This window comes from Candidatus Taylorbacteria bacterium (genome assembly GCA_039934295.1).
Lineage (GTDB): Bacteria > Patescibacteriota > Minisyncoccia > Phycocordibacterales > HO2-43-120 > HO2-43-120.
This window is the reverse complement of the sequence record JBDTMN010000003.1, coordinates 1-13,873: the sequence shown is the minus strand read 5'-3', so window position 1 is coordinate 13,873 and position 13,873 is coordinate 1. Positions and strand designations below refer to the sequence as shown.

The following is a 13,873-nucleotide window of genomic DNA, read 5'->3' as shown; positions in this document are numbered from 1 at the left end:
ATGTATTCGTTGATTTGCATCGCACAAAAATGAAAGTAATTCTACTATCGGATGTTCCGAAGCTCGGTAAAAAATTTGATATAAAAGAGGTGTCTTCGGGGCACGCTTTGAATTTTCTGATTCCGAAAGGGTTTGTTCAAGTGGCGACCCCTTCCGCAATTAAAAAAATTGAGAAAGAAAAAGCGGAAGACACGGAGAGAAAAAAGAAAACGGAAGAGAAAATTGCGGGAAGTTTGGAAGCGATTCAAGGAATGACGTTAGAAATGAAACGAAAGGCGAGTGAAAAAGGACATCTGTTCGCATCGATTCACAAAGACGAAATCGTCTTGCTTCTCAAAGAGCGCGCGGGAGTAGAGATTGTCCCCGAGCGCCTCATCTATGACAAGCCCATCAAAGAGCTGGGGGATCATACGATTGAAGTGAAGGCGGGAGAGAAAAATATTAAGATAAATCTAAAGGTTGTCGCAGAGTAATCAAAAAAAAGAATCGTCCGCCTAGGCGGACGATTCTTTTGACGTTAGAGTGAGTATCTCTCGGGAAAAAGCCTTGTCTAAAACAAAATCCCGTAGAAACGGGATTTTGTTCGTCCGATCATCCGCTTTGAGCGGATGATTTAGGAGGGCGTTATTTTACATGAACGACTTTCTTGACTTGAGTCTTGTTATTGAATCCCACTTTTCTTTTTGAGCCGAATTCAACTTTTCCTTCTTTAAGGGCAAAAAGAGTATGGTCTTTTCCTATGCCGACGTTTTTACCTGGCATGATTCGAGTCCCGCGCTGGCGCACGATGATAGAGCCTATTTGGGCGACTTCGCCTCCATAGAGCTTGATGCCCAGATATTGAGCATTTGAATCTGTTAGGTTTTTGGCTGATCCGCCGGCTTTTTTGGTGGCCATATGGGTAGGTGTAAGGTGTTAGGTTTAAGGTGTCAGGTGCTAGGAAAGACAAGATATGAAATCGATTGAAATCTTGAGACATTCCATCTATACTGTGAACAATGAGCATATCAAAAGAGCGAGAAAAAAACAAGTCCGAGTCAGATACTGAATTTGAGGAGATTTCGTATGATGAAGTCGAGAAGTATTACCCTAAAGACGGGGCTTCCCGAGGCGTGAATGCGGGAGGGAAATTTTGGAGCGAGAACAGGAAAGATATTTTAACTATCGGGATTATTTTTTTGGTGGGCACGGGCTCGTATGGCTTAGGCCAGCTTTCTAAAATTGAAAGCGGGAGAGCGCCGGTTCGTATTCTCAATTCCGAAACAGCCGTCGCAACTCCTTCACCGCAACCCTCTCCGGAGGCACCCGCGTCTTCTCCTGTCGCATCTCCCCAGGGAGTGGTGAATGCAAATTTGAGTGCGGCGGTTGTCTCGGCAATACCCAAAGCAGTGCCCCAAGCGGGCATGCTCGTGGGAGCGAAGAGCGGGGACAAATACCATTTCCCTTGGTGCTCGGGAGCGCAGAGAATCAAAGAAGAAAATAAAATCTGGTTTGCGTCCGTCGAAGAGGCTCGGAAAGCCGGCTATACCCCCGCGGCGAATTGTAAGGGGTTGAAGTGAAAATATTTTGGGCGTGTGGCGGAATTGGTATACGCTATTGTTTCAGTGTTATTTAGTTGCTATAATTGAATGAATGAAAAGTGGACCAAAACCTAAAGGTAGTGTTTTTATCAAATGGTCCTCTAATTTTGCCTACGCGATAGGGTTAATAGTTTCTGATGGATGTCTTTCAAAAGATGGCAGGCATATTGTACTAACTTCTAAAGACAAGGAACTGCTCTCAGCTTTCAATGCCTGTCTTGGAATTAAAATGAAGATTTGCAAAAAATTGTCTGGGGAAGGAAACTTGTCCTATTATATACAATTTAGTGACGTCTTATTCTATAGATTTCTTTTGAAAATTGGTCTGATGCCCGCAAAGTCGAAGATTTTATCTGCTATACTGGTTCCTAAGAAATATTTTTTTGATTTCCTCCGTGGCTATTTTGATGGGGACGGATGTAGTTACTCATATTATGATCCAGTATGGAAAGATAGCTTTCGCTTCTATATTTCATTTGCCTCTGGCAGCGAAAAATATTTTTGCTGGTTAAGAGGGCGATTGAATACATATGCAAGTTTGCACGGCTTCATAAGTAGAAAACGAGATTCTACAAATGTTCAACTTAAGTTTTCCAAACGAGAGGCAGAAATTATCGCAAAAAAGATGTATTATCGTAAAGCAGTAGTATGTTTAGAACGAAAAAGACTTAAAATAATGAGGTCTTTGGAGGAGATAAAGTTTCGTCGGAGTGGTGAAATTGGCAGACACGCAGCGTTCAGGGCGCTGTGAGCTCACGCTCATGGGGGTTCAAGTCCCCCCTCCGACACACTTTTCTTGAGAGTTCGAGTCTCTCCACGCCCACAGCAATAAAAACCAACTGAAATCATTTATGTGCGGAATAGCAGCAATCATCGGAAAAAAAAAGCAGGAGAGTGGTCGGCTTAAAGCAATGCTGGCGCCAATTGCTCATCGCGGAGAACAAAAATACTTCAACGAAAGTGCGGATTTTGGAGTCTGCGTTCTCGGAATGAATCGCCTCGCTATTGTTGATCGGGAAAAAGGGAAACAACCGATTTCTTCGTCGGACGGTAGATACCACATTGTTTTTAATGGAGAGATTTATAACTTTAAGGATTTACAAAAAGAGCTAAAAGAAATAGGCTATTCGTTCTCTACTGATTCAGATACTGAGGTGCTAGTGAACGGCTACGCGGAATGGAAAGAAAAACTTTTAGAGAAAATAAGCGGGATGTTTGCGTTTTTTATTTATGACAGCAAAGATGGAACATTCTTTGCCGCCCGAGACTCGTTCGGAGTGAAACCTTTATATTGGGCAATAGATGGAAACGAAAATTATTATTTTGCCTCTGAAATAAAATCGCTGGTGGACTTTGAGGAACTAAAAACTGCCAATCTTTTTCCGGCCGGACATTTGATGGACAATGGAAAATTGAAAAAATATTTCTCGATTGACGCAAAAATTGATGAAAATATTACAGAGAAAATCGCCGTTGATAAAATTCGAGAACTTTTTGACCATTCGATAAAAATCAGAACGCAAACCGATTTACCCGTTGCCGTTTATTTGAGTGGCGGAATAGATAGTACCGCAGTACTGGCTACGGCTCTTAAATATCATCCAGACACAACGGCAATAATTATTGGTAATGACCATTCAACAGACCGAGAGACGGCTGTCAGATATTGTAAAGAAAATAATATCAAGTATGTTGTCGGTGTTCCCCCGACGGAAGCAGAATTAGCGGAGACCATACCGGAGATAGTACGGATGACCGAGAGTTTTGAGCCAAACATGATACGGCAATCTGCAGTTTCATATGTCATCGCAAAAACAGCAGCGGAGAAAGGATTTAAGGTTATCCTATGTGGTGAAGGTTCAGATGAAATTTTCGCGGGGTATCCTGAATTTACACACTTGAAAACCTCGCAAGAAATTGAAAAGAAAATCGACTCATTCCTTTCAGATTTGCACAGAACGCAATTGCAACGAGTTGACCGTACCTCCATGGCGTTTACAACCGAGGTGCGCGAGCCATTTTTGGACAAGGACTTGGTGCGATTTGTCTTGACCATTCCTCCCTCATTAAAGATCAGGAATGATAATGGAAAAGTAGTTAGTAAATATATTTTTAGAAAAGCAATGCAAGACCGACTGCCTGATTATATTTACAATCGGGAAAAAGTTGTCTTGAGCGAGGGGGCGGGTTTCAAAGGAAACCAGAAAATTGGTGGGTTGTTTTATGATATTGTCAGCAAGGAAATTTCCGACCGAGAGCTAGAGGAGTTAAAGGTTAAATATACGGACTGGAATTTGGAGACAAAAGAGGAGGCGTATTATTTCAAACAGTATCTCAAATTTGGCTACGACAAAGCGATATTCAATCAGCTAAGGACGACTGTAAATAAGATTGACACACAACAAAATGACACAAGTCTTGCAATGGAGATTTTGAAAAGTTTCGATACTTGGAAATTTAAACGCGAACAGCCAAAGACATTGGCAAAACTTTTGGAAACGATATTGCTTGCCGTTCGTTCAAAAAAACCGATTCAATTTGTGATGTATTGGGGAAAAGGTGAAAGAGATAAAGTAGGAGAGAAGGAAAAGAAAGCTATTTCCTATCTCGAAAAAATGCTTAAAGGGATACAAGAAAAATACCCAACTGGATCAAAAATAACTTTTATCTTGACTGATACTCACGCTGAATTGAATGGTTATACGAAATTACAAATCGACCAATATTTTGATTCCGTTATCCAGCTTGCAAAACAAGTTGGGTTTGCCACAGTTCGTTTAAGTACTCTTGCAAGTTTTGATGAGAAAGACTTGATGAAAAAGAAAGATGGAATCAAGATTAACAATGATCTTCTCGGCATTTTAATCGAGTCGTCGGAGAAACATTGTAAACGATACGATCCTGATACAGGAGCGAAGCTCTACTATCTACAAAATCAGATTGAAAAAAAGGAGATAGAGAAAAATTTCTCCGACACGATTTTCCTTACATACAACGGGAATGAGTTCGACGAGATTCTGCCGAACGGATTGCCGATTTTCTATATGCATTCGTTAGACAGAGGAACAAGCATAAAACCTTGGTTCGATGACTAGAAGTAGCATATTTGAAATTTGACGAATTTGCCCGGTAAAAAAACGAAGCTATTTTTTATCGAAATGCCGGAATTTGAACTCGGATCGTTCATACTTCGGTTCTACTACACTCCGACAAAGTCAATGGTGGTGCGCGGGAGAGGACTTGAAACCTACTGTTTCGGTACACCTTTTCTGTTTTTTCTTCGCCTGAAACAGACTTGAAAAAACTATATGTGTTATAATATTTCCAAAGTATGAAAAATCCATATTTACGCTCAATTCTAATAACGAGTCTTATTATAAGCATCTTATTCGTAGTGGCTTCAGTGGTTGGACAGTGGGCTACCCTTTACTCGATTTCTCATTACGGTTCGACAGACATGACCGGAGATACATGGACATTTATCGAAAAACCAAATGTATACGGAGATATTTCAAAAATACTTAGTTATGTTGAGACCGGCACCTTTATACCTTTATACCCTTTGTTTTTTGTCACGGACCTTTATTTAGTAGGTATCATCTTTGAACTTATTGGCCCAATCATAGTTTTTCTTGCTTGGTTTATTATTCTCTACATTGTTACCTATCTATACGCGAAATTTGTAAAAAAGAATTTAACCACAGAAGCAAGAAATCATAAACTTCTAATAACTATCTGTGTCTTGACGATAATCCTTATGTCAGCAGGACAGTTACTCTATTTATATAAATCTCAACTACCGAAGTCTATTACATTAGATTCTGTGTCACCAAACAAAGCTTCTGATGGAGAATCCATTACTCTTTCTGGTTCCGGTTTTTCCGCGAATGATATTACTGTGTGGTTAGTCGGTAAAAAGGGACAAAATAATATTTACGGCTTTTTGTGGGGCGGACGACCGAAAGACGACAAGACTTTGAATATACAATTGAAGACTATTGGGCTTTGCGAGAATGCGCTACAAGATCCGTGTCACGATGCTCTTGAGAATTTTGGTTCGGGAAACTACTCAATCGAGATAAGAGGGGGAGACAACACCCCTTCAGTGCCGTTTGAAGTGGTAAGTATGACGACGGGCATTACATTTACGGGAACGACATCGAAATCCCAACAAATAAACAGCACAGTAAACAAAGAGACTTTCACCATCCCTATAAATTATCTGCCTATAGATGAGCTTGCTTCCATGACAAAGAACAATATGGGCATCAAGATAGACTATGATATAAGAGAAGGAAATTTTGATTCTTCTGTTCAATCTGGAAAACAAGAAACACTTGCGCTCGTTTCATTTGACCAATATTTATCGACTGATGAAGCAGTTAAGGTTATTAACGAGTTAGGATATAGGCCGGCCAATATAGCCGAGTTTATCTCATTCGTGTGGAATGAATATAAATCGCTAAAGAATGTGGCTGTAAGCACAGCTATCATTTCCAAAGTACCCCTCGGCGGTACATATATGACACCAGTCTTTCATTGGATCAATGGCGTGCCACAGATTGATTTGCGTAGCGGTGCACAATACCAAGAAGCGAGCGAATTCAGTCTTATTGTGAAAGTCGGGGCTTAAAACTCCTTAACTACTTCCAACTTCCCACCTCGGGTCCGCGCGGGAGAGGACTTGAAACCTACTGTTTCGGTACACCTTATCTGTTTTTTCTTCGTCTGAAACAGACTCGAAAAAAACTATCAAAGGTCTTCAAGTCCTCACGAAAGCTCTCCCAGAGCTTTCTTCCCGCGCCAAATTTACTTCGTAAATTTGTGCGTTAACGCGAGATATTCTTGTTGTATTTTTAGTGTGTTACAATTATATGTATGTTTCAACATATTGGAAATTTCATTAAAGTTTTGCACTTGCCTGTGTTTGTTATTTCTTTGTTAATTTGTTTTTCATTTTTTGCATTCAAAGATACTTCGGGACCACTTCCTCTTTCATTTCGGATTATAAATTGGACAGTGGCGACTTATCCATTGGTATATTTAGCCGGCTTTCTTTTGGGAAAATATGTAAACCCGAATTTCATTTGGTTACCCTGCATTAATCTTTTAATTATTGTTGGGTTTTTGGTCAACACTTTCGTTATCGGTTCGATCATAGATTCAAGTGCGCAAAAAGGAGAAAATCTCCAAAGACTACAGACAATCCCAAGGGATTTTGTCTGCGACGACGGAAGTTTCTTTAGTATTGCCAAAACTGGTGATCCAGATTATTCAAATCTAAATTATTACGATACTTACTCACAAAAAAACTTAAGCGATTTCTATTCGCCTTTTATAGGGGTTATTAGTCGGGGTAAAGCAGTTATTGATCTAGATAAAAAAAGAGAAAAGGATATGGGTGATAACATCAGACAAAAATTAAATTCATGCAAAAACACAGATGGCAAAGCCTTATTGGAGTTATATCCGCTAGAGTAATAGACACATCAAGATGATTATGAACACCTCACGCGATGAACTTATCTCAACTATCACCTCGAAATTGGGAAAGTATTTGACTGATTTTCATCTAGGCATACATGAGGTAACGGGAGAATCCGCGCCGCTCTGGAAAATAAGTTTTTCATACCACTGTACAGCGAGTGGTACCGATGTATCGATTTCTGATGCGATAGATGTGGGAGATACGGGAGCCATTTTCAACTGGATTGTGTCTTCTTTGTATGAAGAAGCGTCGAAGGTAAATATTGGTGGGAAACTCGACTCCTATATCCGTGATATTGTAGAGAAGGGCGAGAGTATGGGATGGGTTAGTCCGGAGCATGCGGGGAGGTAAGAATGTGTTATAATTCTAGCAATGAAATCCCACAAAATGATTATCATAATTCTCGTACTACTAGTCATTCTTGCAGCCATAGGTTGGATTGTCGCACGTTTCAGTTCAGGAAACCCAAAGGTGGTGTCCGTCAAAACCTACACAGCTTCTGACGGTGGTTTTTCCTTCCAGTATCCGGAGTTTGAGGGGTGGAAATCATCAGCTGCGGACAAAGATGGCAATATTTATTTCAGTGCGCCTTTTGAAAGTGTTGTTGCACCATCGATTAAGATTTCCAGAAATTATCAATCATCACCTATCGCATTACCTGACAGATTGCCGACAAATCCTAATGGAATTACTTACACAAATTACGATGTAAAGATTGGATATTTGTCATTTATTGGAAGTTCAATATCAACTCCACAGTCAAAAACTGAAGTTGTTGAGATATCAGTTCCTCTTCCTTCACCATATGATGAACAAAATAGCTACTCCGCCAAGAAAATGGCGGATATGATAATAAAGACGTTTAAATTTTCGAAAATAGAAACTGATCAAGAATTGCTATCGGTAACCGAAATGCGCGATTTTTCATGCCAAGGAATTGACGGGTTCACCTTCAGGTATCCAGTTTTCAGTGGCTGGGATTTTAACAGGGTCATGGAGGATACTACGGTTAAAACCAATGGACAGGAATGCTTAATCTTTTTGAATGATCGACATTCGCAAGAGGTATCGGCGATGTTTAAAGCGGATATCTCTGTCAGCAAGTTTCCTTATGGGAAAAATGATTTTGAAATACCTGTAGAGGCAATTTCCCATCCAAATCCAAACAATATTCCTACATGGTATATGAAAGAAAACAATTCGAATGGGGATTATTCCCCTGACCATTTCGCCTACGTTGTTTTTTACGGCAAAGATTACAAATACTATGTGAATTTGAATATATCAGCGGAATCTGGATTTCCCGTAGAACAGTTCCTTAAAACTGTCATCGAATCATTCAAAATATTAGAAAAATAAAATGAAATCGCCTAAAATGACCACTGGAATAATTATTATTGTACTAATATTATTGCTCTTCGTCCACATGCGATTCGCGTGCACAGGTATTTATTCGAAGGCTTTAGTAATGTACTCGGACGAATCTGGTGGAACCTTTGAAAAAATAGAATGTAAATATATAGGCTGGAAGAACTTTAAATTTGAGTTGTTCAAGAAATGGTTCGACACAGATTCTTTACTCTAACATGTTATAACAACGAGATGGGGTATACCCACACGTTAGTCGAGTATTTGGTGTAATATATATCCATGAACACAAAAATGATTATTTATTTGTTAGTCGGAATATTAGTTATTGCCGTCGTTATCTCGATGTTTATTTCAAAGAATAATAAGAGTAGTTCGTCAGTGCCGACAACAAATGGTTCAGGATACCTAGGCAAGGTCGGTGAAGTTATTAGTTATATCGATAACCCGATTATTTCTGTGGGTGATATAACTATCAAGTATATTGGAACACGGGAGCAGCCGGCGACAGAACAGCATGTTTGGTTGGGTGGTGTTGACATTTTCACTGTATCCACCGTTAATGGCAAATCTTTTCAGATTAACTGGTCAACGGGAACGGGTTTATTACCTATACCTTCAAGTTTAATAACTAAAGATGGTTGTTATGAATTGAGCATAAACATCATGGAAAGAAAAAAATTTTTCGGGGGTGATAAAAGTATTCCAGGAAAATTGGTACTAAACAAGGTTTCTAGTGCCAAATGTAACAATAACTGGACAAAAGATTTACGGTAGATATATTACTTGTTGTATAAAAACGTCTTGGTGGACTAATGTATGATAATAAAATCATTTATATTTTACCCTCCAGTCGTAGACATATCCAATCCCTGCTACGGCATTCCAGAAGGGCAGTGTAGGGAGTAGAAAAAAGTGGGTGGAAACTATTAAGTCAATGGTCGTGCGCGGGAGAGGACTTGGTCACGACTTTTTGCTTGACCGACGTCTCACAAAAGTCTCGACCCCAGCTCGGCTGTTTTTCCTGTTGGAAAAACATGCCTCCGCTTTGCAAGTCCTCTCGCAAGCTGAGCAGTCGGCTTGCTCCCCGCGCACAAATTTTCGCGAGGCTCAATTTGTGCGCGGGAGAGGACTTGAAACCTACTGTTTCGGTACACCTTATCTGTTTTTTCTTCGTCTGAAACAGACTCGAAAAAAACTATCAAAGGTCTTCAAGTCCTCACGAAAGCTCTCCCAGAGCTTTCTTCCCGCGCCAAATTTACTTCGTAAATTTGTGCGCGGGAGAGGACTTGAACCTCCATGCCATTTACGGCATCAGCTCCTAAGGCTGACGTGTCTGCCAATTTCACCACCCGCGCAATATATCAACTAAACTTGATTGTGGTCACGAATAATTTGTTCGTCGCCACTCACAAATTTTCTCGACCCCGACTCGGTTGTTTTGACTACTGTCAAAACATACCTCCGTCTTGCACAAGTCCGAAATAATCTCCAGCAGTGGAGATTATTTGACTTGTGCGCCCACCAGGGATCGAACCTGGGACATTCTCCTTAAGAGGGAGTTACTCTGCCAACTGAGTTATGGGCGCAAAATTTAGTAGCCCAAATGTAGCAAATTTTTGCACTTGGAGCAATTTTGTGGGCTAGGTGGGAATCGATTCTTACAGAATCAGTACCCCGATTGGATTTTTTCTTCGCCTTGGGACGGCCCAAAAAAATGCTCAATCGGGCTTCGATTCCCACCGCGCAAGTGAAGCAGTTCACTTGCTTCGATCACTGCGCTTCACTTGTGTGTTTATTGTACCAAGTTAGAACCTATTTCCAAAACAAAGTGAGGTAATGAATTCCGTCACGCCGTAGCGTCCACTCCACCGAACACCACAAGGTGTTCGGCTCCGTTCCCGCTCCGTCGTTCCGCCCTCGCCTCGCCACCACGCATTCTGTTTTGATTTGGCGGGAGTTTTCTCTTTTTTTATTTTGTATGGTGGTGGGGGGCGAGGTCGGGTTTCTCCTAATGGAGAAACTGACGGAATTCAATGCGTGGTAATTTAACGCTCTGTGGTGGACAAGGCGAAACTATTTTTCTGGGGATACGGTTCGCCTTGTCCACTTCCGTTTCGTGATTGTGAATGCGAATTCCCGCGCGGAGGAGGGGTCTGGGGAGGAATCCGCGCGGGTTTCTGATTTTGTTTTTTCGGAAAAAATTTGCGCACAAAAAATAAATTTTAATATTGAATCAACAAAATCATTAAAATTTTATTGATATTCTATAAATGAAAAAGAGGGTCAGCGTCCAGTGAAGAACGCTAACCCTCGATGAGTTGTCCGTCGTGACCGACGGGGATGAACTTTTGCTGTTTATGAAGAAAGCGGACGACTCCGCGAACTTGTTCCTCGTCCGCTTCGCCCGTGTAGAGTTGAAGCAGTGGCGTTGTAAAACCGTCAATCTCCGAAAAGATTAGACCGGTTATTAAACGCCAACGACACTCTCGCTCAGTGTCGTCCTCAAGCTCGTAGCGATTCTTGCGGTTTCGTAACGCCTCGATTGCCTTGATGCGTTCTGCAAGCATATCGCCCGCCATGTGGTGCATACCGAAACGGAAAGTTATCAGCGTTTCCAGTGTTACTGGATCAATGGCAAAGCCATTGATGTTGTTACCACAACTTGCGCGGGTAACAAAAACGCCTCCACCTTCCGCCGGTTCGTAACCTCGCGCACGCATGAGTGCGTGTTCGAACGACTTGCGTTCTTCGCCACTCAACTTACGGATTTTTCGCAACTCCTTTTTGTAGGCAGATGGTTGAGTTGGGATGAACGCGCGCGGGACTTCCTCGATGGTATCGTCGAACTCCATTTTCAGAAATTCGACGGGAAGCAACTTGATTCGCAACGCCTCAGCAACAATCATGTGGTTATGGTCGGGAGTGCCGAGCATTCCATCATTCTCGTCGTCGAGATAGTGTTTGCGATATGCGTTCTCAAGTTGTGCCATGAGCGTTGCTTGGTCTTCCACAGTTTCTGCACCAAGCCAGTTTTGTGGCGGTTTCCATTCAGCTATGAGACGATTTACGAGTTCGACGAGTCCAGTATCGGTGTGATCAAATGCATACACCGACTTATCATCAGGACTGCCAACAAATCGTTTATCGTCCCAGCCGTCTGGAATTACCACTACCGGTAAGTTTGCAGAAAGTTCCCCACGAACTAACTGGAAAACTTTCTCGTGCTGTTCTGAATACTCTTCCTGCTTGACTATCACGAGGATAAGTCGGTGGCAAGCAAAGTATTTTTTCAGTCGAGGCATGTCTTCCACAAAGTCGTGGTCATACCGATACTGGACGACTTCACAACCGCAATGCTCTCTCAAAAAATAGCTGAGGGCATCGCGATTGGGATTATCGTCGCTAAAGCTACTTACGCTCTCACTTTCGATGTAAACGACGATTGGCTTTCTCGACATAGCGATACCCTCCTTTCTCTTGTTGTGAATGTACAATTACAACTCGACGATCGAGTTGATTACTCGTCACATTAGCGTAATTGTCAAGAATAGTCAAGTAAAAAATCCTACATTTTTTACAATTTTTGTTGCATCATTTTTAGGATGCGCAAATTTTTTCCGAAAAAACAAAATCAGAAACCCGCGCGGATTCCTCCCCAGACCCCTCCTCCGCGCGGGAATTCGCATTCACAATCACGAAACGGAAGTGGACAAGGCGAACCGTATCCCCAGAAAAATAGTTTCGCCTTGTCCACCACAGAGCGTTAAATTACCACGCATTGAATTCCGTCAGTTTCTCCATTAGGAGAAACCCGACCTCGCCCCCCACCACCATACAAAATAAAAAAAGAGAAAACTCCCGCCAAATCAAAACAGAATGCGTGGTGGCGAGGCGAGGGCGGAACGACGGAGCGGGAACGGAGCCGAACACCTTGTGGTGTTCGGTGGAGTGGACGCTACGGCGTGACGGAATTCATTACCTCACTTTGTTTTGGAAATAGGTTCTAACTTGGTACAATAAACACACCAGAATAGAACTCAGAGGTTTTGAAGAAGCCCAAATGCGGGACGCGCGAAGCGCGTCCCAATGGTTTCCGCCTGAATTCCGCCCAGAATCCGCAGAGGAATCCGCCAAAAATGAATCCGAATTCGGCGCGCTTGTGCGCAGAGTTTTTTCGCCAAGAAGCAGGTTCGAAATCAGAAGCAATTTTGACATAGTATTTGCTTTGAATACAAAAAGAATTTTTGCTTTATTTTTGAAAGTGATATACTGAATTTGCGCAAACTTAATGGAAGGCCTATTTTAATGGCCGTCTTGGACTTATCTAGGTCTTCCTAGGTTTGCGCACCAGGGCGGCCATTTAAGTTTTATCAATCTAACTTTTTATATTATGCAAAAATTCTTTTTGTATGCTCGCAAGAGTACCGATGTCGAAGATAAGCAAGTTTTGAGCATTGATGCGCAAATTACGGAATTGCGCGCTTTCGCCAAAAATGAAAAGTTAGAAATCGTAGAGGAGTTTGTGGAAAAGCGTACTGCTAAAATTCCAGGTCGTCCCATTTTTGGCGAAATGATGAAACGAATTGAGAAAGGTGAAGTGTCTGGAATATTATCATGGCACCCCGATCGTTTGGCGCGCAATTCTGTGGACGGCGGACAGATAGTTTACTTTATCGACATCGGACTCCTTGCGAGCCTCAAATTCCCTAGCCACTGGTTTGAAAACACGCCACAGGGCAAATTCTCGCTGTCTATGGCATTTGTGCAAAGCAAATACTATGTAGATTCTCTTTCCGAGAACACGAAGCGTGGACTTCGCCAAAAAGTCAGAATGGGTATTTTCCCAAGCCAAGCGCCAGTGGGATATTTGAACGACAGCAGAACAAAAACAATCGTGGTGGAAAAGAAAAAATCTCGCATTATCCGCTTGGCTTTTGAGAAGTATGTCAAAGGAAATATGCGACTGGAAGATGTGGCAAACTTTTTGGCGAAGAACGGAATATCCACGCGTTCCGGAAAGAAAATCTCCAAAACAAAAGCGTCTTTTATTCTCTCCAATCCTTTCTATATTGGATTATTCAAATATGGTGGTGAAATCCACGAAGGAAAGCACGAGCCAATCATTTCAAAGAAACTTTTTGATGAAGCACAGGAAATGTTGAAGTTTCGTGGACAACCCGAGCGCAAACCACAAAACGAACCTCAACCATATTGCGGGCTTATTTCCTGTGCTTCTTGTGGAATGATGATAACTGGCGAACACAAATTCAAACGGCAGAAAAATGGTAATGTTCACTACTATGTGTATTACAGATGTACGAAGAAATCTAAAACGATTAAGTGCAGAGAAATGTCGCTTCGTTCCGAAAAACTGGACGAGCAGTTATCATCCTTAATTCAAAAAGTTTCTTTGCCCAAAGACTGGGCGGAGGAA

General features: G+C 41.7%; 11 protein-coding genes and 3 tRNA genes. 10 read left to right on the top strand and 4 right to left on the bottom strand.

What is annotated here, in order from left to right; genetic code table 11:
* Positions 1–29 precede the first annotated feature (29 nt).
* Positions 30–473: a 50S ribosomal protein L9 gene (gene rplI / locus ABI430_01135; protein ID MEO8637487.1), complete on the top strand. Its 444-nt coding sequence runs from the start codon at positions 30–32 to the stop codon at positions 471–473.
* A 151-nt stretch (positions 474–624) separates the two neighbouring features.
* Here the strand turns inward: rplI and rpmA are convergent, their stop codons facing one another.
* A complete protein-coding gene (rpmA, locus tag ABI430_01130; protein ID MEO8637486.1) occupies positions 625–897 on the bottom strand; it encodes a 50S ribosomal protein L27 in 273 nt (90 codons plus the stop codon).
* Between the two features lie 101 nt (positions 898–998).
* Here rpmA and ABI430_01125 point away from each other — a divergent pair, with 101 nt between their 5' ends.
* The 8 genes from ABI430_01125 to ABI430_01090 all read left to right on the top strand — a co-directional run bounded on the left by ABI430_01125 (position 999) and on the right by ABI430_01090 (position 9,213).
* Positions 999–1,559: a hypothetical protein gene (locus tag ABI430_01125; GenBank protein ID MEO8637485.1), complete on the top strand. Its 561-nt coding sequence runs from the start codon at positions 999–1,001 to the stop codon at positions 1,557–1,559.
* A 725-nt stretch (positions 1,560–2,284) separates the two neighbouring features.
* Positions 2,285–2,368 (top strand) — tRNA-Leu (locus ABI430_01120).
* 63 nt (positions 2,369–2,431) lie between these two features.
* Positions 2,432–4,675: an asparagine synthase (glutamine-hydrolyzing) gene (asnB, locus tag ABI430_01115; protein MEO8637484.1), complete on the top strand. Its 2,244-nt coding sequence runs from the start codon at positions 2,432–2,434 to the stop codon at positions 4,673–4,675.
* A gap of 236 nt (positions 4,676–4,911) precedes the next feature.
* Entirely contained in the window at positions 4,912–6,213 is a 1,302-nt protein-coding gene (locus tag ABI430_01110; protein MEO8637483.1) for a hypothetical protein, read from the top strand.
* Between the two features lie 245 nt (positions 6,214–6,458).
* Entirely contained in the window at positions 6,459–7,061 is a 603-nt protein-coding gene (locus ABI430_01105) for a hypothetical protein (protein ID MEO8637482.1), read from the top strand.
* A gap of 19 nt (positions 7,062–7,080) precedes the next feature.
* Positions 7,081–7,419 (top strand): hypothetical protein, encoded by a 339-nt coding sequence (locus ABI430_01100; protein MEO8637481.1) that lies wholly within the window; start codon positions 7,081–7,083, stop codon positions 7,417–7,419.
* A 21-nt stretch (positions 7,420–7,440) separates the two neighbouring features.
* The gene (locus ABI430_01095) at positions 7,441–8,427 is read left to right on the top strand and encodes a hypothetical protein (protein MEO8637480.1); all 987 of its coding nucleotides are present in this window, start codon (positions 7,441–7,443) and stop codon (positions 8,425–8,427) included.
* Between the two features lie 291 nt (positions 8,428–8,718).
* Complete coding sequence (locus ABI430_01090) at positions 8,719–9,213, top strand: hypothetical protein (protein ID MEO8637479.1); 495 nt, start codon at positions 8,719–8,721, stop codon at positions 9,211–9,213.
* Positions 9,214–9,710: 497 nt separating this feature from the next.
* Here the strand turns inward: ABI430_01090 and ABI430_01085 are convergent.
* The 3 genes from ABI430_01085 to ABI430_01075 all read right to left on the bottom strand — a co-directional run bounded on the left by ABI430_01085 (position 9,711) and on the right by ABI430_01075 (position 11,897).
* Positions 9,711–9,794, bottom strand: a tRNA-Leu gene (locus ABI430_01085).
* A 158-nt stretch (positions 9,795–9,952) separates the two neighbouring features.
* Positions 9,953–10,025 (bottom strand) — tRNA-Lys (locus ABI430_01080).
* Between the two features lie 717 nt (positions 10,026–10,742).
* A complete protein-coding gene (locus ABI430_01075; protein MEO8637478.1) occupies positions 10,743–11,897 on the bottom strand; it encodes a hypothetical protein in 1,155 nt (384 codons plus the stop codon).
* 932 nt (positions 11,898–12,829) lie between these two features.
* Between ABI430_01075 and ABI430_01070 the strand changes: the two genes are divergently transcribed.
* Positions 12,830–13,873 (top strand): recombinase family protein (locus ABI430_01070; GenBank protein ID MEO8637477.1); only part of this gene is annotated, 1,044 nt, incomplete at its 3' end.

What these genes read in the sequence shown, in the direction of transcription:
- rplI (MEO8637487.1), top strand. Translation starts at nt 30, where the DNA reads ATGAAAGTAATTCTACTATCGGATGTTCCGAAGCTCGGTAAAAAATTT.
- rpmA (MEO8637486.1), bottom strand. Translation starts at nt 897, where the DNA reads ATGGCCACCAAAAAAGCCGGCGGATCAGCCAAAAACCTAACAGATTCA.
- ABI430_01125 (MEO8637485.1), top strand. Translation starts at nt 999, where the DNA reads ATGAGCATATCAAAAGAGCGAGAAAAAAACAAGTCCGAGTCAGATACT.
- asnB (MEO8637484.1), top strand. Translation starts at nt 2,432, where the DNA reads ATGTGCGGAATAGCAGCAATCATCGGAAAAAAAAAGCAGGAGAGTGGT.
- ABI430_01110 (MEO8637483.1), top strand. Translation starts at nt 4,912, where the DNA reads ATGAAAAATCCATATTTACGCTCAATTCTAATAACGAGTCTTATTATA.
- ABI430_01105 (MEO8637482.1), top strand. Translation starts at nt 6,459, where the DNA reads ATGTTTCAACATATTGGAAATTTCATTAAAGTTTTGCACTTGCCTGTG.
- ABI430_01100 (MEO8637481.1), top strand. Translation starts at nt 7,081, where the DNA reads ATGAACACCTCACGCGATGAACTTATCTCAACTATCACCTCGAAATTG.
- ABI430_01095 (MEO8637480.1), top strand. Translation starts at nt 7,441, where the DNA reads ATGAAATCCCACAAAATGATTATCATAATTCTCGTACTACTAGTCATT.
- ABI430_01090 (MEO8637479.1), top strand. Translation starts at nt 8,719, where the DNA reads ATGAACACAAAAATGATTATTTATTTGTTAGTCGGAATATTAGTTATT.
- ABI430_01075 (MEO8637478.1), bottom strand. Translation starts at nt 11,897, where the DNA reads ATGTCGAGAAAGCCAATCGTCGTTTACATCGAAAGTGAGAGCGTAAGT.